Here is a 19,801-nt window from a genome sequence, read left to right as displayed (position 1 = left end):
GTAAGCGGGACAGGCGTTTACTGGTTTATGGAGCACCATAGGAAGCACTACCTGACAACAGGATCATGGAATTAAAAACACAACAACAATCAGGTTTAAGAATGTATTTCAATTAGTTATTTAGGGTGAATAACAGATAAAACATCACCCAGCGTAATGCTTAATAACTGTACCTTACAACTGTAGTTATTGCGGTTCCATTACGATTAATTGGTTCATTCTTTAAGCCAGCCTTGCTTAAAGAGGAGTTACCATGACAGTTTCAAACGACATCGCTACAGGGCAAAAAAACCGGCAGGAGAATGTACCTTTAATCGAAGCGCGTTCCATCGATTACATTCCAGAGTCTGAGCGCCACGGCACCTTATCAAGCCAATTCACACTTTGGTTTGGTTCTAATTTACAAATAACTGCAATTGTAACCGGAGCCTTGGCAGTCGTACTGGGTGGGGATGTATTCTGGTCATTAATTGGCTTATTTATTGGTCAACTGTTAGGTGGTGCCGTGATGGCCTTGCATGCGGTGCAAGGGCCAAAATTGGGGTTACCACAAATGATTTCGAGTCGTGTACAGTTTGGCGTATACGGTGCGGTCATCCCTATTTTATTAGTTTGCATGATGTATGTCGGGTTTTCTGCCAGTGGTACTGTGCTGGCAGGGCAAGCAGTCGGTCAGTTATTACATGTGACGGATTGGGTTGGAATTATTATTTTTGGTGTAGTGATTATCGGCATCACAATTTGTGGTTATCGCATCATCCATATTTTAGGGAAAGTGGCGAGCGTCATAGGCGTAATTACGTTCTTCTATCTATTTTTCCGTCTATTTTATATGAATGATGTTTCGGTTTTACTGGAAAACCGTCATTTTAGCTGGACTAACTTTTTATTAGCGATGTCATTGTCTGCTTCTTGGCAAATTGCATTTGGGCCTTATGTTGCGGACTATTCACGTTATTTACCGACTAAAACTCCGACAATCAAAGCCTTTTTGGCCGTAGGTTCAGGTACAGTCATTGGTACGCAAGCATCAATGATTTTAGGGGTTTTTGCCGCAGCGCTTGCCGGCAATAAGTTTGCGGGTAACGAAGTCTCGTATATTGTGGGCTTAGGTAGTACTGGTTTGATAGCGGCTCTGTTATATATCAGTATTTTCTACGGAAAAGTGACGATAACTGCACTGAATGCTTATGGCAGTTTTATGTCTATGGCGGCAATTTGGTGTGGCTTCCGTGGGAAAAGCCAAATTTCTCGTGGGCAAAGGTTGTTCTTTATTATTTTAATGGTCAGTTTCTCAACCTTACTTGGACTAGCGGGCCAGCATTCATTTTTAAAACTCTTTTCTGCTTTCTTATTGTTTTTGCTTGCATTCTTTACCCCTTGGAGCGCAATCAACTTGGTTGACTACTATTGGGTCACTAAAGGCCGCTACGACGTCCCTGAACTTGCAAACCCAAATGGCCGCTATGGGCGTTGGAATAAAGTTGGGATATTCACTTACATTGCGGGTGTGTTAATACAGTTGCCCTTTATTTCAACAGGGTTTTATACCGGGCCTTTAGTCGAAAAACTCGGTGGTGTTGATATCTCATGGATTGTGGGCTTGGTGGCAACCAGTGTTATTTACTATGTTGCGATTAAAAAATGGCCTATGTCAGTGGCAGACCGATTGATATTACCCACAAGTAAATAACCATTTCATCAAAAACTAGCATTAAAAATAGTAAAAATTGAGATAGCCAGTAGCAGTGTGAATATCACTGTTACGGTTTCTCTCAACCTAAAAAACGATTTTAGAACATCATCATACCCAATAATCGTTGAAGAATTGGGATAGGAGTTGCTATGAAAATTTTAGTCGCAGTGAAGCGAGTAATAGACCATAACGTTAAAATAAGAGTAAAAGCCGATGGCTCAGGCGTTGAATTGGCGAATGCCAAAATGGCCGTCAATCCCTTCGATGAAATCGCTGTCGAAGAGGCTGTACGTTTAAAAGAGGCGGGAAAAGCGACAGAAGTTATTGCTGTTTCCGTTGGTGATATTGGCTATCAAGAAACATTACGCAGTGCGATGGCGATTGGGGCTGACCGTGGCATTTTAGTCCAGAGGCCTGGAGAATTAACTTTAGAACCACTGGATATTGCGCGCTTACTTCAACGAATCGTGGAAAAGGAACAGCCGGATCTTATTTTATTAGGCAAACAAGCTATTGATGATGATTGTAATCAAATAGGCCAAATGCTTAGCGCATTATTGGATTATCCGCAGGCGACATTTGCCTCACAAATTAAGCTTGAAGGCCAACTACTGCAGGTTACAAGGGAAATTGATGGCGGGTTAGAAACGTTAGAGATGCCATTACCCGCGGTTATCACAACGGACTTAAGGCTCAATGAACCTCGTTATGCAACTTTGCCTAATATCATGAAAGCTAAGAAAAAAACGTTAGATATTATCGATATTGCTGATATGAATTTTACTCTATTAGGGCAAATTAAAACGCTTAGTGTCTCAGAGCCTAAAAAACGGGCAGGGCAATGTACATTGTTAGGCAGTGCGACAGAGCTAGTCAGTACATTGCAAGCGAAAGAAGTGATTTAATCGAGGAAAATATCCATGAGCCAAATATCTGTATTAGTGGTTGTCGAGCATGATAATCAAACAATAAAAAATTCTACTTATCATAGTATTAACGCTGCAAAACAGCTTCTTACCGCGGGTGATCATTTGCACTTATTGATTGCAGGAGATGAGACGGAATTGGTCGCTCAGCTAGCTGCGAGTATACAAGGTGTGAGTAAAGTTCTAGAAATACAATCAGATAACTTGAAAAACCAACTCGCAGAACCGATGGCTCACGCCGTGGTTAATATTGCAAAGGAATATACCCATTTACTGTTTCCTGCGACGACATTTGGGAAAAATATAGCCCCACGGGTTGCTGCAACGTTAGGGGTAGCACAAATTTCAGACATTACTCAAGTTATTGATTCTCAAACCTTCATTAGACCTATTTATGCAGGAAATGCGTTAGCAACAGTACAAAATAATGGCCAACAAGTCGTGATTACGGTGCGTAGTTCGGCATTTTCAGGGGGATATGAAACACAAAATAATGCTGAAATTGAAACCATTTCCCTTGCCGATATTCCCTTGCGCAGTCAGTTAAAAAGCCAATCTCTAACCCAAGTTAGCCGTGCGGAATTGAGCTCTGCAAAAGTGGTTATTTCAGGAGGGAGAGGTTTGAGCTCTGGTGAAAATTTTGCGCTATTGGAAACAATAGCTGACAAATTGGGTGCTGCGGTTGGTGCCTCACGTGCTGCTGTCGATGCAGGTTTTGTTCCGAATGACTATCAAGTCGGACAAACAGGAAAAATTGTCGCGCCAGAATTATATATTGCAGTAGGAATTTCGGGTGCTATTCAGCATGTTGCAGGCATGAAAGAAAGTAAAGTAATCGTTGCGATTAATAGTGATCCTGAGGCGCCGATTTTCCAAGTTGCGGATTACGGCATTGTTGGCGATCTGTTTGAGATCTTACCGGAATTTGACAAAGCATTAGCGTAAGAGGTGGACGAATGGCTATCGACAAGATTGATAAGATAAACGAGGCTCCCGAGCGGGAATCGATGGAGTTCGATGTCCTGATTGTCGGTGGTGGACCCGCAGGGTTATCTGCAGCAATACGATTAAAACAGCTAGCCGCAGAGAAAGGAACAGATATCTCGGTTTGTTTAATTGATAAAGGCGCACAGATAGGTGCTCATGTTTTATCTGGTGCAGTGATTGATCCACGGGCTCTCGATGAATTGCTGCCAGGCTGGCAGCAAAAAGTTTCAGGCCCCTTAACACCTGTAAACCATGACCGTTTTTTATGGTTGAAAGAAAAAAAAGCAAGTCATTTACCCCTATCTTTATTACCAAACTGTTTGAAAAATGATGGTAATTTCATTGGCAGCTTAGGGCAGGTAAGTGCGGCTCTTGCTGTTGAAGCTGAAAGATTAGGGGTTGATGTTTTTGCTGGTTTTGCTGCAACTGAAGTGCTATTTGATGAGACAAACCAAGTAATTGGCATCACCACCGGAGATATGGGGCTTGATAAATCAGGTAACCCAACGGCGATGTATCAACCGGGTATGAATTTACTTGCGAAAATGACCTTTTTTGCGGAAGGGTGCCGAGGTCAACTCGGTAAACAATTAATCAACCATTTTAATTTAGCCGCAGAGAGTGGCAAACAAACCTATGGTTTGGGAATTAAGGAAATCTGGCAAATTCCAAAAGAGCAACACCAAGCAGGGTTAGTTGTCCATTCTGTTGGTTGGCCACTAGATAACCACACCTATGGCGGTGGTTTTGCTTATCACTATGGAGATAACTTAGTCGCAGTGGGTTTGGTCGTCGGGCTAAATTATGAAAACCCTTATTTATCGCCATTTGATGAGTTTCAACGCTTAAAAACTCATCCTGCTTTTAGTGATTTTTTATCGGGTGGAGAGCGGATCAGTTATGGTGCTAGAACGATGGTGGCGGGGGGATTAGCCGCGTTACCTGAATTAAGCTTTCCTGGTGGGGGGCTAATTGGCGATGATGCTGGTTTTTTAAATGCGGCTCGTATTAAAGGCACCCATTGTGCCGTTAAAAGTGGCGCACTAGCGGCAGAAGCGTGCTTTAGTGCTACCCAGAATGGAATGGTTGATTATTTACAGTTTAAAAAGCAGTTCCGCCAACTATTTGAAGAGAGCTGGTTATATCAAGAGCTTTACCAAACACGGAATTTTAAGCCTTATATGAAAAAAGGGTTAGTAGTTGGTTCAATGCTATTTGGTGCAGAACAACTGTTATTAAAAGGGCGTAGCCCGTGGACGTTGAAATTAAAACAATCGGACCACGAAGGAATAAAAGAAGCGAAAGGTTTTACACCGATAAACTACCCAAAACCCGATGGTAAATTAATTTTTGATAAGCCTTCTTCCGTGTTTTTATCGAATACAAACCATGAAGAGGAACAACCCTGTCATTTAAAACTGGCTGATACTAATGTCCCTATCCAAATTAATTTAATGAAATATGCCGCACCTGAGACGCGTTATTGCCCCGCTGGAGTCTATGAAATTATAGGGGATAAAAGTGAAGAAAAACTGCAAATTAATGCACAGAACTGCCTGCATTGTAAGGCTTGTGACATAAAAGATCCGTTACAAAATATCACCTGGACCGCTCCCCAAGGAGGGGAAGGGCCTATTTATCAAGGAATGTAAAACGAATTTATTGTGATGTAGATGTGCTTGATATTTTTTGTTTTATCAGTCGCTTTGGGGCAATTTTGCCCCATTTTTTTATTTCTGCATTAATTCTCAATTCGCGAATGTAATTTTAATTTGTAGCGCGAACCAGCGGTGATCATTTTAACATAGCTAATTAGGGTACTACCCGTCCAAGTGCGTCGACTAAGTTGTAAGCAAGGTGAGCTTTCTTTAATTGATAATGATTGAGCGATGGACTTTGTGGCTAATGCGGCTTCAATGGTATGTTCCATTTCACTGACAGGAAAATGGCGTTGCAAATAACCGCTAGGTGTTTCTGTATCGCCATATTTTTGCTTCACAAAGTCAGGCACAATGGCGTGGTTAACATAACGTTCTTCTAACATTAAAGGAATATCGTTTTCAAAATGAAGAACTTTACAGTAGCCCACATCACTTCCTTCGCTAATTCCGAGCTGTAGCGCGATTTCTGCTGATGCGGAAATAGTTTTAAGTTGTAATTGGTGACCGCTATATTTGTTACCGCTCGTTGAGATCTCATCAAAAATATCAAATGCTTTTGTAACCGGAAGCTCATGTTTTTGGGTGGCAACAAATGTGCCTTTCCCTGCAATACGATTTAGGATCCCTTTTTGGCTTAACTCTGAAATGGCTTTATTCACCGTCATACGGCTTACATTAAATTGAGCGCATAGCTCTAATTCTGTCGGTATTTGAGTTTCAGGCTTAAAAATACCTAAATCAATACTGCGTAAAATGTAAGACTGAATTTGCTTATATGCAGGTTGTGATGTCATCGCTATTATTCAAAATTATTGTTAAAGGAAGGAGTGGTAAAATTGCTTTATTGCCACATTTCACTCACAAACTTTGTATTGAATGCAAGTTTATCAGTAATTGCCGGCTTTGCTAGTAGGAGACACCTATTTCTAATGATTAACCTGAGTTAAATAACAGTTTAGGGTGCTCGTCATTGTCTGAATTATTTTATTATAAGGTAAGTTTTACTAGGGCTATATACCTTTATTTATTATCATAATGTTAAATTTACTTAGCGAAATAGGCATTTACTCATGCGAGTTCAATATTTCCATGTCAGTCTTACTCAATGTGATTATCAAAATGTCAGTCCAATGGGGATGGTAAGATTGATTGCCTCTGAAAAAGTATTTTTCTTTAATCAGGATGATTTTTCAAATAGCCAAATTTTTTTAGAGCGCATACAGCAAGGTGACTCTTTGGTTATTTGTGCAGAAGAGATGAATGATGGAAGCTATTGGGTTGAATGGGTTTACCATGCAGAGCATGGCCGGCTTGAGCCTGATAGAACCGTTAGCTTCAATCGTTCATTAGGAAAACAATACTTAATTTCGTTAGCCTTAATGGCCCTGATACCTGCGGTGTATTACTGTTTTACTGAGGCAGACGACAGTTTCTTGATGATCATATTAGTGGCCATTTTGGGTTGTGCTGCTTTCTCTGGGATCGTTCTTTTTGGCTTAGCACTCGCACAAACAAAGCATATTTTAAGTCCAAAACGAAAGTTAATTTTGAAAGCGCTAGATTCACTTATTGCTGGGAAATATAAACTGTTTGAAGAAACTTCATATATTGAAATCGACGGTATCAAAAATCCTAAATCTAAGCCTGTAAAGTTACATAAAGCCGCTGAAATTAATGTTGATAAAACATCACTATCAGTTACAAAAGGCAAGGTAAATATCACTGCAAATTACAACCTTACGATCGCTGCAGGAGATACTCTCCAAACACTCAATAAAGTTAATTTACAGATTAATAAAAAACACATGGGAGTTTTAGTCTCAGCAAATGAGCCTCTTTTTAATAATCATAAACTATTTATTGCGCAGGGGGATGAACTTGAGGTTTTACATAAAAACATTCAGGAAAATTCAAAGGAACAAGTGGTTTTTGGCATTCTCAATCATCAAGACGGACTAGCATATAGTCTGATTGGTAAAGGTGCTCCACAAGAAAGAGGGTTCTATATTGGTTTATGGGGTTTTATTTTTTGTATTCTAGCGCTTTTCATTCTAGTTGCTGGTTGGGCATCTATTAGTGAAACCTTTGAAAAAGGCGGCTATTGGGATTATTGGGACTGGATGAATATTATTGATACTGGTGTCATGTTTATCAGTTTCTCAGGAACTATTTTACTCGGAATAAGCTTCCTTATTGCTTTATGTGTGGCGATTTATTTTAAAGTGTCAAAACGCGGTAATGCCTATTATCAATCTCAATATTTTTTAAAACAACTTCGTCGGCAGCACGGTAAAACAGATTATGTGACGGAGGTGCGTTCATGAACCCATTTCTCAGTAAACGATTCCTTATTTTAACGTTTATTTTCTCATTCAGTTTATTGTTAACTCTTTTTATTTTTATTCGTGGTGGCACGGAAGATTGGCAATGGCAAAACCATAATGAAAATAGTGTAGCAATAGGTAGCTATGATTTCGCAACGACATTTCCATCTGAAAAGGGGATGCTAATAATAGCTCAAAAAAGCAGCCGTTCTAGCTATTATTATTCTTATAGTCCTTATGAAACGTTGAGTGAATATGATTACCAGATATTGTTTGCAGATAATCAAGGTGTCCATTTTATTACGTATGGTGACCAAAGCTTCTATAATGCTGTTTGTGAAAGAAATGAGTGCTTAATCATGCTAAGGGATGGCTACCGTACTATTAATTTAACCAACTTTTCGGTAAGTGAATTAATTCCTTGGGGAGATAAGCCCAATACTCTATTTTCGACATTAATTATGGGTAAAATTTATCAATTTAAAGGTTCTCCTTTTTATGTGGTTGCGGATAATGAAAATATCTTTATTAGCACAGATAAAGGAATGACATGGGAACATTTTATGAATGTTCGTGATTTAGCTAAATCATTATTCCCTGAGGAAATTGCGGGTAATTCAAATTTCTCCTACGCGACTTATCGAGATAAAATCGTAATGTGGTACAGCTATGGTAATCAAATGGGATCGCTAGAAGTTATTATGGATATCCCCACTAAACAGGTTATTAGTAGTAAATGGCTACCTGTCAGAATTAATGAATCAGCACAAAATCGTCATGGCGATATTTTTGTGGTTGCTCAGGAGCCTTCACGCCATTTATTTTCTTTGATGCAATTCCAGACTAATGGTGATTTTGACGTTATTGCAGAAAGCGGTTATAACCATTTGAACAGCTTAAAAGTTGGTAATCAGGGGGTAATTGTTTCGAATTCAGTTAGAGGTTCACAACAATACTTAATGATGGATATTGCAACGAAAGAGATCCGTTATCGCCCTGAATATCCTTTGTATAACAAAATATATAATATGACGGACCAATCCTTGATTGAAATAGAAAGTAGTTATTCTAATGAAAGTAACCTGACTAAGGGAACGTCTATTACTTATCAATCTTTGCATTGATATGCGATTGTGATTTAGCGTGTTCTCATTCAAGAAGGATAGGGGAAACTCTATCCTTTTTTATATTGGTTACTTAAAAAGGTTGATTTAATGCGGAGATGGGGATAGCTTGCGGTAAAAATCTTCGAGTTAAAATGAGTAAGAGGGCCTTTCAATGGTAGATTGAAAAATAGATAAAAATTAATCAATTCTAATTAATTATATGGAAATATTACCTTTAATTAGAAAAAATAAATAAAATAAAAGAAATATAGATAATAATATATATTATTATCTATAGAGGGTGATATTCGATATCATCACTAAAGATTACTAATTAAATTATTTTTTTAAATTTATCCATATTTAATCAAACGGTTGATTTTATTTTAGTAAACCTTAGTGACTTTATGAATATTATCATAATTGAAAATTAAGCTAAACATAAGGTAAAAAATAGGTAGTATTGACTAGATCCTATTCTTCATTTAATGCAAAATAACAGTGAAAAAATTAATTCTAATTCTAATTTTATTTTAATTGAGATAGCTAAATGAATATATCCAAAATCAGTATTGCATCTATTTTTATTGTAAGTGCTTTATTAAGTGGTTGCGCTAAAGAATCTTCTCGCTCTTTAGCTGTAGAAAAAGTTGCGACATATAATACTCAATATTCAGGTCCAAAAAGCCCAATATCAATAGGGAAATTCGATAATCGTTCTAGTTATATGAATGGTATTTTCTCTGATGGTGTAGATCGTTTAGGTAATCAATCTAAAACCATTTTGATGACACATTTACAGCAAACAGGTCGTTTTAATGTATTAGACCGTGCAAATATGCAAGAGCTTAAAGAAGAAGCTGGTATTAATGGTCAGTCTCAACAGTTAAAAGGTGCAACTTATGTGATTACTGGTGATGTTACTGAATTTGGGCGAAAAGAAGTTGGGGATCGCCAGTTATTCGGTATTTTAGGTCGTGGTAAATCACAAGTAGCATATGCCAAAGTCAATTTAAACGTTGTTAATGTTCAAACATCTGAAGTGGTATTTTCTTCACAAGGTGCTGGTGAATATGAATTATCAAATAGGGAAGTGATTGGTTTTGGTGGTACCGCTAGTTATGACTCAACATTGAATGGAAAAGTATTAGATTTAGCCATTAGGGAAGCTGTAAATAACTTAGTTTCGGGTATTGAAAGTGGTGCATGGCAGCCAGCTAAATAAGGAAATACGATGAAAATTAAATTATTGGCTGTTATGGCCGGTGCGATTTTATTAAATGGCTGTGCCAATGAACCAAAACCATTATATAACTGGGATGGTTATCAAACAACGGTTTACCAATATTATCAACAAACAGAAACTAGCTCCCAAGAACAAATTCAAGCTTTGAAAAAGAATTTGGAAATGAGCAAAGCAAAAGGTTTGGCAACTCCGCCAGGGTTACATGCACATTTAGGGTTATTGTACTCAACAACCGGAGCGGTTGATCTTGCAATGCAAGAATTCACTGCAGAAAAAGCATTGTATCCAGAATCTGCGGCTTACATGGATTTTCTCATGAAAAATAAAGGAAAAGTAAAATGAAACATTTACTTATAGTCTGCGGATTGGTGATGACATGGTTATTAACGGGATGTGCTCAGCCAACTAAAGTTGATTACACGGCATTTAATCAAAGTAAACCAAAAAGTATTCTGGTGCTATTACCACAAAATAGTTCACCAGAGATACAGGCAAGTCATGGTTTATTATCACAAGCGACCTTTCCTTTAGCTGAGGCGGGTTATTATGTGTTCCCTGTTGCTGTTGTTGAGGAAACTTTTAAGCAAAACGGGATGACAAATGCGGGTGATATTCAGGCTGTTCCTCCAGCAAAATTACGTGAAATTTTTGGTAATGATGCGGTACTTTATTTGAATATCACTGAATACGGAACAAGTTATCAGGTTATTTCCAGTGATACTCGCGTTACAGCGGATGCAAAATTGGTTGATGCTAGAACAGGGGCGTTACTATGGAGTGGCTCCGCAACTGCATCGAGTGCTGAAAATAATTCCTCGTCAAATGGTATTATTGGGGCGTTAGTGTCTGCTGTTGTTAACCAAATCGTAGATACAATGACAGATAAAAGCTATGCAATTGCAGGTATAACAAGTGTTAGGTTATTATCTGCTGGTAAGCCTAATGGTATCTTATATGGGCCTAGATCACCTAAATACGGTAAAGATGCTCAGTAATTATTAATTATTTGAATAATGGGTAAAATAGGATAAAACTATTTTACCCATTTTATTTAAGTTATCTTTTATTTAAGTTAAATTAATGTATTTAATTATGTTGTTATATTAAGTATATGTATTTTTTACTAATGTAGTTAAACTAAACTTAATAAAATTAAACTCTTATTTAATAAATAAATTAAGACTGTGACTTGAGTCAAGTTGTTCCAGCCTCTCTTACTAATAATGTGATAGAGGTACAATATTATGACAATAGCGATTACTTTAGTAATACAACTGTTATATATATAATAGTTGTCGGTTGTACTAATTCCTCGTTGATAGGAGTCATAGTATGTTCTTGTTAAACGAATCTCTTATTTCAAGGTATTTCTTCTATATGAAGAAATGGTTCAATATTGATATCTCTTTAGCCTTCTTTTTCCCAAATAAATAACCTTTCTATTTTCCTTTCTTAAAGTTTTTTTAACTTATTTCACTATGGGTTAAATCTCTATTATTTAATGAAAAATTAAAGGTATTATCATGGCTAAAAGAATCGTAGAACCATTCCGTATTAAAATGGTAGAAAATATCCGTATTCCATCAAGAGAAGAACGCGAAGCGGCGTTAAAAGAAGCAGGATATAACCCATTTTTACTACCAAGCAGTGCGGTTTATATTGATTTATTAACTGACTCAGGTACTAATGCGATGAGTGACCACCAGTGGGCAGCAATGATTACTGGTGATGAAGCGTACGCAGGATCTCGTAACTATTATGATTTAAAAGATAAAGTGAAAGAGATGTTTGACTATGATTATGTCATTCCTGCTCACCAAGGTCGCGGTGCTGAAAATATGTTATTCCCTGTTTTATTGAAAGTAAAACAGGAACAAGGCGGTGCTAAAAAACCGGTATTTATTTCTAATTTCCACTTTGATACAACAGCAGCACACGTTGAATTAAACGGTTGTAAGGCAATTAATATTGTTACCGAAAAAGCCTATGACTCGGATACTTATGATGATTGGAAAGGCAATTTTGATATCCAAAAATTAAAAGATAATATTGCTGAGCATGGTGCAGAAAACGTTGTTGCAATTGTATCTACTGTAACTTGTAATAGTGCGGGCGGTCAGCCAGTATCAATGGCGAATTTGAAAGAAGTTTATGATATTGCTAAACAACATAATATTTTTGTTGTCATGGACTCGGCTCGTTTTTGTGAAAATGCGTATTTTATTAAAGAGCGTGATCCTAAATATAAAAATTCGACAATTAAAGAAATTATTCTTGATATGTACAAGTATGCTGATGCATTAACGATGTCAGCGAAAAAAGACCCACTATTAAATATCGGCGGGTTGGTTTGTATTAAAAATGACGAAAAAATCTTCACACTGGCAAGACAACGCTGTGTTCCAATGGAGGGTTTCGTGACCTATGGTGGCTTAGCGGGTCGTGATATGGCCGCAATGGTACAGGGTCTTGAAGAAGGGGCTGGTGAAGAATATCTGCATTATCGTATAGGGCAAGTTAAATACTTAGGCGACCGCTTACGCGAAGGTGGTATTTCAATTCAATATCCTACAGGCGGGCACGCAGTATTCGTCGACTGTAAAAAACTGGTTCCACATATTCCAGGTGACCAATTCCCTGCGCAAGCTGTTATAAACGCACTTTATTTGGAGTCTGGTGTTCGTGCGGTTGAAATTGGTTCATTCTTATTAGGCCGTGATCCTGAAACGGGCAAACAAAAACATGCAGACATGGAATTTATGCGATTAACTATTGCGAGACGGGTATATACCAATGACCATATGGATTACATTGCAGATGCTCTCATTGGGTTAAAAGATAAATTCGCAACTCTGAAAGGTCTTGATTTCGAATATGAACCACCAGTATTAAGGCACTTTACTGCAAGATTAAAACCAATTAAATAATAGGTCGTTCTTATGGTTCCCGTGCAATGCGGGAACCTCATCCTTATTCTTAAGGTAAACACCATGAATAATTCGGCAGCCAAAAAAGAACCCTCCATAATGGTAGGGGGTTTTGTGCTAGGCGGTGCCATGATAGGGGCGGGTATGTTTAGTTTGCCCACTATTATGGCTGGAGCTTGGTTTATTAACTCTGTAGTTATCTTGTTAGTTGTTTGCTTTTTTATGTTTCATTCAGGGATTTATATTTTAGAATGTATATCGAAATATGGATCAGGAACGAATTACTTTTTCATATCTAAAGAATTATTACCAAAATGGGCATGCTATATAGCTAATATGGCATTAATATTTGTACTCTACATATTAATATATGCCTATATATCAGCCGCAGGTTCAGTGATTAAAGAAGCCGCCGCCATTTATGGATACAACATCAACTTAAGGTTAATATTTATTATCTTTACATTAATATTAGGTGCGAGTATTTGGTGGAGTGGCGTTGGAGCAAGCCGTTTAACATCATTATTTTTATTTATTAAAATAGTTTTATTTATTTTGGCTTTCTCTGGGTTATTTTTTATTGTAAAAACAGATTTGTTATTAACTTCACCGGTTGAGGGCGGACAAACAGCATTGCTACCTTTTGTCTTTATTATTATCCCCTATGCAATTACTTCTTTTGGTTATCATGGGAATGTTTGTAGTCTATATAAGCTTTATCATGAGAATGAAAGAAAGGTTGTTAAGAGTTGTGTTATCGGTTGTGTATTAGCACTGGTTCTCTATTTTCTTTGGATCATGGGGACAATGGGAAATCTACCACGGGCAGAGTTTTTAACAATTATTAATAAAGGCGGTAATTTAGACGCATTTATTGAATCATTATATGCAGTGCTGAATAGCAAAAATATTGCGACATTCTTACTGTGGTTCTCTATTAGTGCTGTATTCTGTTCATTCTTAGGTGTCGCAATTGGGTTATTTGATTACATTCTTGCTTCGCTGAATTTTAAAGATAACCCATCAGGTAGAATGAAATCTGCATTATTATGTTTCTTGCCTCCTCTTATTCTTTGCATGTTATTCCCAAATGGTTTTTTGATCGCAATAGCTTATGCAGGTATGGCGGCATGTATATGGGCGATTATTTGCCCTGCAGTTATGGCATTAAAGGTAAGGGAGCTTTTTCCTGAATCTAAATTTAAAGTGTGGGGCGGAAAGGGGTTAATCTATGCCGTAATCGCTTTTGGTGTCTTTGGTATTATTTGCCAATTGTTAGCGCAGTTTAATTTGTTACCGATATACCGTTAATTTTTCAAAATACAAGCTGTAAAATAACTGCAAAGGTACAGTGAGGGTTCGCTGTACCTTTTTTCTGTCCAACAATATGGCTAACTGTAAGCTAGTATTGAAATATGACCGTTTTTTTAAAGTACATTTTAATATTTTGTCCTTGATAAATAATGGGTTTAAAGGTCATTTTTTTAATCGCTTTCACCGCTTCTTCTTTAAAACCTAAATCAGGGATCTTGTTGTTTAATATTTCAACGGATTCAACTTGGCCATCTAATCCAACTAATAACCGAATTTGTACTTTAACCACTTTTGTATAGCCTAAGGAGCGAGCCTCTTTTGGATACTTAGGGGTCGCATCCTGTAAAATTGTATAGGAAATACCACTCGAACTGAGTGCGGTATAACTTCCATCACCATTAGCAGCGAATTGGTTATTACCCGATAATATATTATTCCCTTTACCACCTTGACTACTTTCTGAAGTTGATGAGGTGGTGGAAGAATGATTTTTAGCCGCTGAATTGGATGGTGTTTCTTTAGCTGTTTCTAGTGAGTCTTGCTGTGTTTCATGGCTTATGTTATTGGCAATAAGCTGATTTTCTGTGTTATTTCGAGTGTCATTGTTCAGTAATTTACTTTGTTTTTCTTGTTTTTTTCCTTGTACGGGCTGACTGATCTCCGGTTTTATATTTACTTTGGTTTTCTGTGTGAGCAAAGGTGATTCAATTGTATTATCAACGGGGACATTAACAGGAGTTAATGAATTTTTAAGTTGGGTTTTTGAGGGTATTTTACTTTCATTAGGTTGAGACTTGCTAAGCTGCTTCAATTGCGAAGCAGCTTCAGCCTTCGAGGAGGATTCTGATATAACTTCTTGTAATTGCGCTTGTCTCTTACTACTCTGCTCTCCTGAGCCCCCAGCGGAGCCCATTGGTCCCCCTAGAGATAGCGTTATCGTTTCCTCACCTTCGACCATAGGTACCGCCCTACCTGCTTGTAGGGCGATAAACATAATGGCAATGATATGGATAACGAGTGACAGTGCTAAAGCAAGTTTATAACGAAAAAACGGGTTTATAGTCACTGAAACATTTCCTGTTTAAATCAATATGTGGCTTTGATACCTGCAAAGAATGAGCGCTCATTTCCAGGAATCAATGAGCCGTAGCCTGCAGTAACATAGTCGTAGTAAGTTTTATTCATTAAGTTAGTGACCCCACCATATAATTCAATGTGTTCAATCGGTGTGTAACGAACACTCAGGTCAATGAGCTCACGTGATTTAACAACGCCATCTTCTTCTTTATTGGCATCAGAAAGGAAGTTATTGTACGAACCATAATAGGTGTACTGAATATCTCCTGATAAATCCTCAGTAAAGTCGTATTTTACTTTTAGTTTAACGGAGTGCTCTGGCACTTTAGTTAAACCACTTTTCGTGTAATCAATGGTGTTTTTGCCGTTTTCTTCCAAGAATTGGCGGCCATGGTTGTTATAATCAGAACGTCCTCTGAGCCATGAATATGATTCTTGGAAGGTGAAATCACCGAGCGTTTGCTGGAAGTCAACATCGGCTCCCCAGCGGCGAGTTTTCAACAAATTCATTGTCTTCGCATCATTGACGCTAGTGAGATAAATGCGATTTAACTGATTATTTGTATTGGATGTCCAGAACGTGACATTGACAGTACTAAACGCTAATTTGTCTCTTAAGCCGACCTCAAATAAGTCATATTTCTCATCTTCTGCCTTAGTCGGCGTGTAAATTTTTTCACCATTAACGACCGATTGGTCACTGATTTGCAAGCCATCTGGAAGGGTGTAGCCTCGTTCATATCGCCCATAAACTCGACCTGTATCGCGATAAAGGTAAGCAAGAGAAAGTTCTGCAGCGGTATTCCAACGGTCTGAAGTACCTGTTCCATTTACAGTACCGCTTTTATCAAATGACCATTCAGCCAATTCACGTCTTAGCCCTTGAGTAAAAACAAATTGATCTGATTTCAGGCTGTTAAGGACATAAATTGCCTTTGTGGTTTTATCATAATCGAAATTATGAGGAACCCCATAATATCGGCCTTTACTGTCCTTTTTATAGCTTCCAATATAATGAATAGAAGCCTTTTGTTTGGAATAATCTATGCCCAAAAGTAGGTTACTATCATCAAGATAGCCGATATCTAATTTGATTTTTGTTCCGTGGCTTTTTTGATTAACTTTTTGTTCCCAGTTGGCATTATTAGTATAAAAACCATCAGTGTAGAAAACATCAGTAGCAAAATTGAGTTTATCCGTAAATGCATTTTGGTAACTTAAATTATAGCTATCGACTTCGCGGTCACCAGTCAAATAACCGCTGATTGTTTTTTTAATTAACTTACCATTTTCATCAATACCGACAGTGACGGTTTTGTCTGGTGGAACGTAGTCTTTACCATACTTTTTGATATTACGTGATGTGAGCGTTTTTACGTATTGGGAACTTTCAGTGAGATGGCTTCCTCGCAACATCAGGCTTTGATCTGAAGTGAGATCCCATCTTCCACCTAATGAATAATATTCTGAATTACGGTAGGTATCTTTATAGTAAAGGTCACGATTTAGTTTACTGGCTGTGCCTAAAATTGAAAATTTATCATTAACCCGCGCTCCCAAATTAGCATTTAAACGGTATCCTTCTGAGTTCCATTCAGATAAAACACTTGTTTTGGGATTAGCCATACTTCTCAGATTAGAAGTGATATTAATAACTCCACCTGCAGTCCCTGAGCCGTAAATAACGCTTCCACCACCGGGAATGATTTCAATACGCTCAAGTTGTTCAACGGGAATAATATCGTAGTTAGTGGTGTAAGGGTGATTTGCTAATGTGGTAATTGGAGCCCCATCAAGTAATACTTGTAGGTTACGTTGTGAGGTTTCAGCCCCTTGTCCTCGCAAGTCTATATTACCTTGCCCAGAGGTATCGACACTAATGCCAGGAACGGATTTAAGCACATCAGAGATTGTGCGATTTCCTTTACCTTGAATATCTTCTTTTGAAATAACAATAATTTGCTTGGTATCTCGTAAACGCTCTATTTCAACGTAGTCAGGTCTTGCATAACTATCTTGTAGTTCAATTGCATCGGTAGCATCTTGAAGCTGCGATGATTTAAGCTCTTTATTGGCTGCATGAGTTGTAAAAGAAAGTGTTGATAAAACAATGAAACAAATAAAATCTGGCTTAAATTTAACCATATTGTTTCCAACGGAGGGAATATTTTTCATTGGAGTCGGTTTGCCTTTTTGTAATGATAATACAAATGATAATCAATCTTATTATATTGTTATTGATTTCAAGATCAATTAATTTAAACCAATTTATTCTATGCATAATTATTTGATTTAAGTGAAAATAAATTGTTGACTTAGGGGGTATATGTTACTGAGTGGATGGTAGCTTTTACGTCAGGATAGATATGAAAATAGTGTTCGGGATGGTTCATTTACTTTGGTTGGATTCTTGTATTTAGCGATCTACTTCAAATTAATCACATTAATCTCAAATTTTTAATTTTCTCTGATTCCCAAAATCAAATAGTAACCCCCTTGAAATATAAGTGCTTTTACTTATACAGGGTAAAGAATAACCAAATCTAGCCGTTAAAATATTTTTCTATAGCGCCGATAAAGTTAAATATTGTCAGATTATCCCACCAAAAGAGAAATTCTATGCAGAAACTTCGAAATTACTCAATTCGTACTGTGGTCTTCGTATTGTTAAGTATTTTGTGTCTGATCTTGGGGGGAACGAATGTATATAGTGGTTGGTCACTATCACGCATTGCTGATGGAAACGATATTGATAGGCAATTAGTACAACAAATGACGGTGATCAGTCAGGGAAATGACCAATATTTCCGTTTTGTTACACGGTTAACCCGGGTAATGGAAAGTAAAAGTGAAGGAAAAACAGTGGACTATGGTCCCGTCAAAGAGGCAATGTCCAATATGGAAAAATATTTAGAGCAGATGAAATTGATTTCCCCTGGGCCAATGACTCCTGAAATTGCAGAGCAGGTAATTAGCAGTTGGCAAGCACTACTTGATGATGGGGTAAAGCCTCAATTAGCCCTTAGTATGGAAAGTGATACCAATAAATATTTGTCCCACGCCCATAATATCACTCCCGCATTGAGCCGAGCTTTTGGTTCTTCAATTCAAAAATTCAACCAGACAGCAGAAGAGTTGATTAGCCAAGCTCGAAATCATGTTGATAACGTGATGGATATTACGCGAATGGTTATGATCATCACTGCAATATTAGGGATCTTCATGCTCATTTTTACGGATCGCTATATGGCAGAAATGATGCAAAAACCACTAGGTTTACTGAGACAGCATTTTATTGATATCGCAAAAGGTGATTTAAGCCATCCTGTACAGTCATTCGGAAATAGCTGTGTAGGAAAATTATTTCCAATACTTGAAGGGATGAGAAAAGATTTAAGTGAATCGGTCAATACAATCCGACAAGGAAGTGACAATATTTATTTGGGGGCAAGTGAAATTTCAAACGGTAATAGCGACCTTTCATCTCGAACCGAAGAGCAGGCCGCTGCGTTAGAAGAGACGGCAGCGAGTATGGAGGAAATTACAGCAGCAGTTCAACTGAATATGGAAAACACACTTCAAGCTAATCAGCTAGTCGGTGAAGCGTTCGTGGTCGCGAATAAAGGGAATAGCATTGTTGATTCAGTTGTCGTTACTATGAGTGAAATATCCCAAAGTTCACAAAAAATCGCAGATATCATCAACATGATTAACGATATCAGCTTCCAAACTAATATCTTAGCGCTCAATGCTTCTATCGAAGCGGCTCGTGCAGGTGTGCATGGGCGCGGTTTCATGGTGGTCGCTGCAGAGGTGCGTAAGTTAGCGAGCCACAGTGCAGAAGCAGCGATGGAAATTGAACGGTTAATTGCAGACTCAGGAACTTGTGTACAAAAAGGAACTGGTTTAGTGAACGAGATGGGCAAAACGATGGAGCATATTTTACAAGGAATTAATGAGGTGACAGCAATTATGGAGCAAATCACCGTAGCTTCAGAAGAGCAGAGCAAAGGGATCGCCCAAGTTGGGGTCGCTATTACACAGATGGACGGTGTTACACAGCAAAATGCCTCTTTAGTTGAGCAAGTGGCTACAGCAGCCAACTCATTAGCACAGCAAACTCAAGACCTACAACAAGCGGTTCAGAAGTTTAATCTATCTGCGGCTTGATAATAAAAAGCCCTCACTGCATTACAGTGAGGGCTCACAAAAACACTGCATTAACCGACTAGGATTAGTTCATGCCGTATTTTTTCAGTTTCTTACGCAGAGTGCCGCGGTTGATACCCATCATCAGGGCTGCACGGGTCTGGTTTCCACGGGTATATTGCATAACCATGTCCAACAAAGGCTGTTCTACTTCAGCCAATACCAGCTCATATAAATCATTAACATCTTGATTATTTAATTGAGCAAAATAGTTCTTCAGTGCTTGCTTGACTGAGTCACGTAACGGTTTTTGAGTTACTTGATCTTGTGAATTTACAGTAGCAACGGTTAGTACGTCAGAATTTACGCGTTGTTCGAACATAGTTCT

Annotated in this window: 16 protein-coding genes; 12 read left to right on the top strand and 4 right to left on the bottom strand. The window is 38.0% G+C overall.

The window, feature by feature from the left end; translation table 11 throughout:
- Positions 1–253 precede the first annotated feature (253 nt).
- The 4 genes from PSE72_RS09655 to PSE72_RS09640 all read left to right on the top strand — a co-directional run bounded on the left by PSE72_RS09655 (position 254) and on the right by PSE72_RS09640 (position 5,261).
- Complete coding sequence (locus PSE72_RS09655) at positions 254–1,693, top strand: purine-cytosine permease family protein (RefSeq protein ID WP_115167937.1); 1,440 nt, start codon at positions 254–256, stop codon at positions 1,691–1,693.
- A gap of 152 nt (positions 1,694–1,845) precedes the next feature.
- A complete protein-coding gene (locus tag PSE72_RS09650; RefSeq protein WP_115167936.1) occupies positions 1,846–2,601 on the top strand; it encodes an electron transfer flavoprotein subunit beta/FixA family protein in 756 nt (251 codons plus the stop codon).
- 15 nt (positions 2,602–2,616) lie between these two features.
- Positions 2,617–3,567: an electron transfer flavoprotein subunit alpha/FixB family protein gene (locus PSE72_RS09645; protein WP_004908175.1), complete on the top strand. Its 951-nt coding sequence runs from the start codon at positions 2,617–2,619 to the stop codon at positions 3,565–3,567.
- Between the two features lie 11 nt (positions 3,568–3,578).
- Positions 3,579–5,261, top strand: a complete 1,683-nt coding sequence (locus tag PSE72_RS09640; protein ID WP_115167935.1) for an electron transfer flavoprotein-ubiquinone oxidoreductase — start codon at positions 3,579–3,581, stop codon at positions 5,259–5,261.
- 89 nt (positions 5,262–5,350) lie between these two features.
- Here PSE72_RS09640 and PSE72_RS09635 read toward each other — a convergent pair whose 3' ends face one another.
- Positions 5,351–6,064, bottom strand: a complete 714-nt coding sequence (locus PSE72_RS09635) for a UTRA domain-containing protein (RefSeq protein WP_004908180.1) — start codon at positions 6,062–6,064, stop codon at positions 5,351–5,353.
- Between the two features lie 276 nt (positions 6,065–6,340).
- Between PSE72_RS09635 and PSE72_RS09630 the strand changes: the two genes are divergently transcribed.
- From PSE72_RS09630 to PSE72_RS09600, 7 genes are all read left to right on the top strand, one after another.
- Positions 6,341–7,594, top strand: coding sequence for a hypothetical protein (locus PSE72_RS09630; RefSeq protein WP_164529171.1), 1,254 nt, complete (start codon positions 6,341–6,343; stop codon positions 7,592–7,594).
- Entirely contained in the window at positions 7,591–8,718 is a 1,128-nt protein-coding gene (locus PSE72_RS09625; protein ID WP_115167934.1) for a hypothetical protein, read from the top strand. The genes PSE72_RS09630 and PSE72_RS09625 overlap by 4 nt, the downstream gene beginning before the upstream one ends.
- 532 nt (positions 8,719–9,250) lie before the next feature.
- Positions 9,251–9,925: a CsgG/HfaB family protein gene (locus tag PSE72_RS09620; protein WP_115167933.1), complete on the top strand. Its 675-nt coding sequence runs from the start codon at positions 9,251–9,253 to the stop codon at positions 9,923–9,925.
- A 9-nt stretch (positions 9,926–9,934) separates the two neighbouring features.
- Positions 9,935–10,288, top strand: a complete 354-nt coding sequence (locus tag PSE72_RS09615; RefSeq protein ID WP_115167932.1) for a DUF4810 domain-containing protein — start codon at positions 9,935–9,937, stop codon at positions 10,286–10,288.
- Positions 10,285–10,941 carry a DUF799 domain-containing protein gene (locus PSE72_RS09610; RefSeq protein ID WP_004908185.1) on the top strand — a complete coding sequence of 219 codons (657 nt, stop codon included), beginning with the start codon at positions 10,285–10,287 and terminating at the stop codon, positions 10,939–10,941. The genes PSE72_RS09615 and PSE72_RS09610 overlap by 4 nt, the downstream gene beginning before the upstream one ends.
- Before the next feature lie 528 nt (positions 10,942–11,469).
- Entirely contained in the window at positions 11,470–12,873 is a 1,404-nt protein-coding gene (locus PSE72_RS09605; protein ID WP_115167931.1) for a tryptophanase, read from the top strand.
- Between the two features lie 63 nt (positions 12,874–12,936).
- Positions 12,937–14,184, top strand: a complete 1,248-nt coding sequence (locus PSE72_RS09600) for an aromatic amino acid transporter (protein ID WP_115167930.1) — start codon at positions 12,937–12,939, stop codon at positions 14,182–14,184.
- 91 nt (positions 14,185–14,275) lie between these two features.
- Here PSE72_RS09600 and PSE72_RS09595 read toward each other — a convergent pair whose 3' ends face one another.
- Together PSE72_RS09595 and PSE72_RS09590 are read right to left on the bottom strand one after the other, a co-directional pair.
- Positions 14,276–15,253: an energy transducer TonB gene (locus PSE72_RS09595; RefSeq protein WP_115167929.1), complete on the bottom strand. Its 978-nt coding sequence runs from the start codon at positions 15,251–15,253 to the stop codon at positions 14,276–14,278.
- A 20-nt stretch (positions 15,254–15,273) separates the two neighbouring features.
- Entirely contained in the window at positions 15,274–17,409 is a 2,136-nt protein-coding gene (locus tag PSE72_RS09590) for a TonB-dependent receptor (protein ID WP_232800910.1), read from the bottom strand.
- A gap of 474 nt (positions 17,410–17,883) precedes the next feature.
- Between PSE72_RS09590 and PSE72_RS09585 the strand changes: the two genes are divergently transcribed.
- Complete coding sequence (locus tag PSE72_RS09585) at positions 17,884–19,434, top strand: methyl-accepting chemotaxis protein (protein ID WP_109911670.1); 1,551 nt, start codon at positions 17,884–17,886, stop codon at positions 19,432–19,434.
- A 64-nt stretch (positions 19,435–19,498) separates the two neighbouring features.
- Here the strand turns inward: PSE72_RS09585 and fis are convergent, their stop codons facing one another.
- Entirely contained in the window at positions 19,499–19,795 is a 297-nt protein-coding gene (fis, locus tag PSE72_RS09580) for a DNA-binding transcriptional regulator Fis (protein ID WP_004258438.1), read from the bottom strand.
- Between the last annotated feature and the right edge of the window lie 6 nt (positions 19,796–19,801).

The organism is Providencia sp. PROV116, assembly GCF_028482485.1.
Taxonomy (GTDB): Bacteria; Pseudomonadota; Gammaproteobacteria; order Enterobacterales; family Enterobacteriaceae; genus Providencia; species Providencia rettgeri.
Note: the sequence above shows the minus strand (reverse complement) of the source record. Positions and strands in the feature narration are given on the sequence as shown.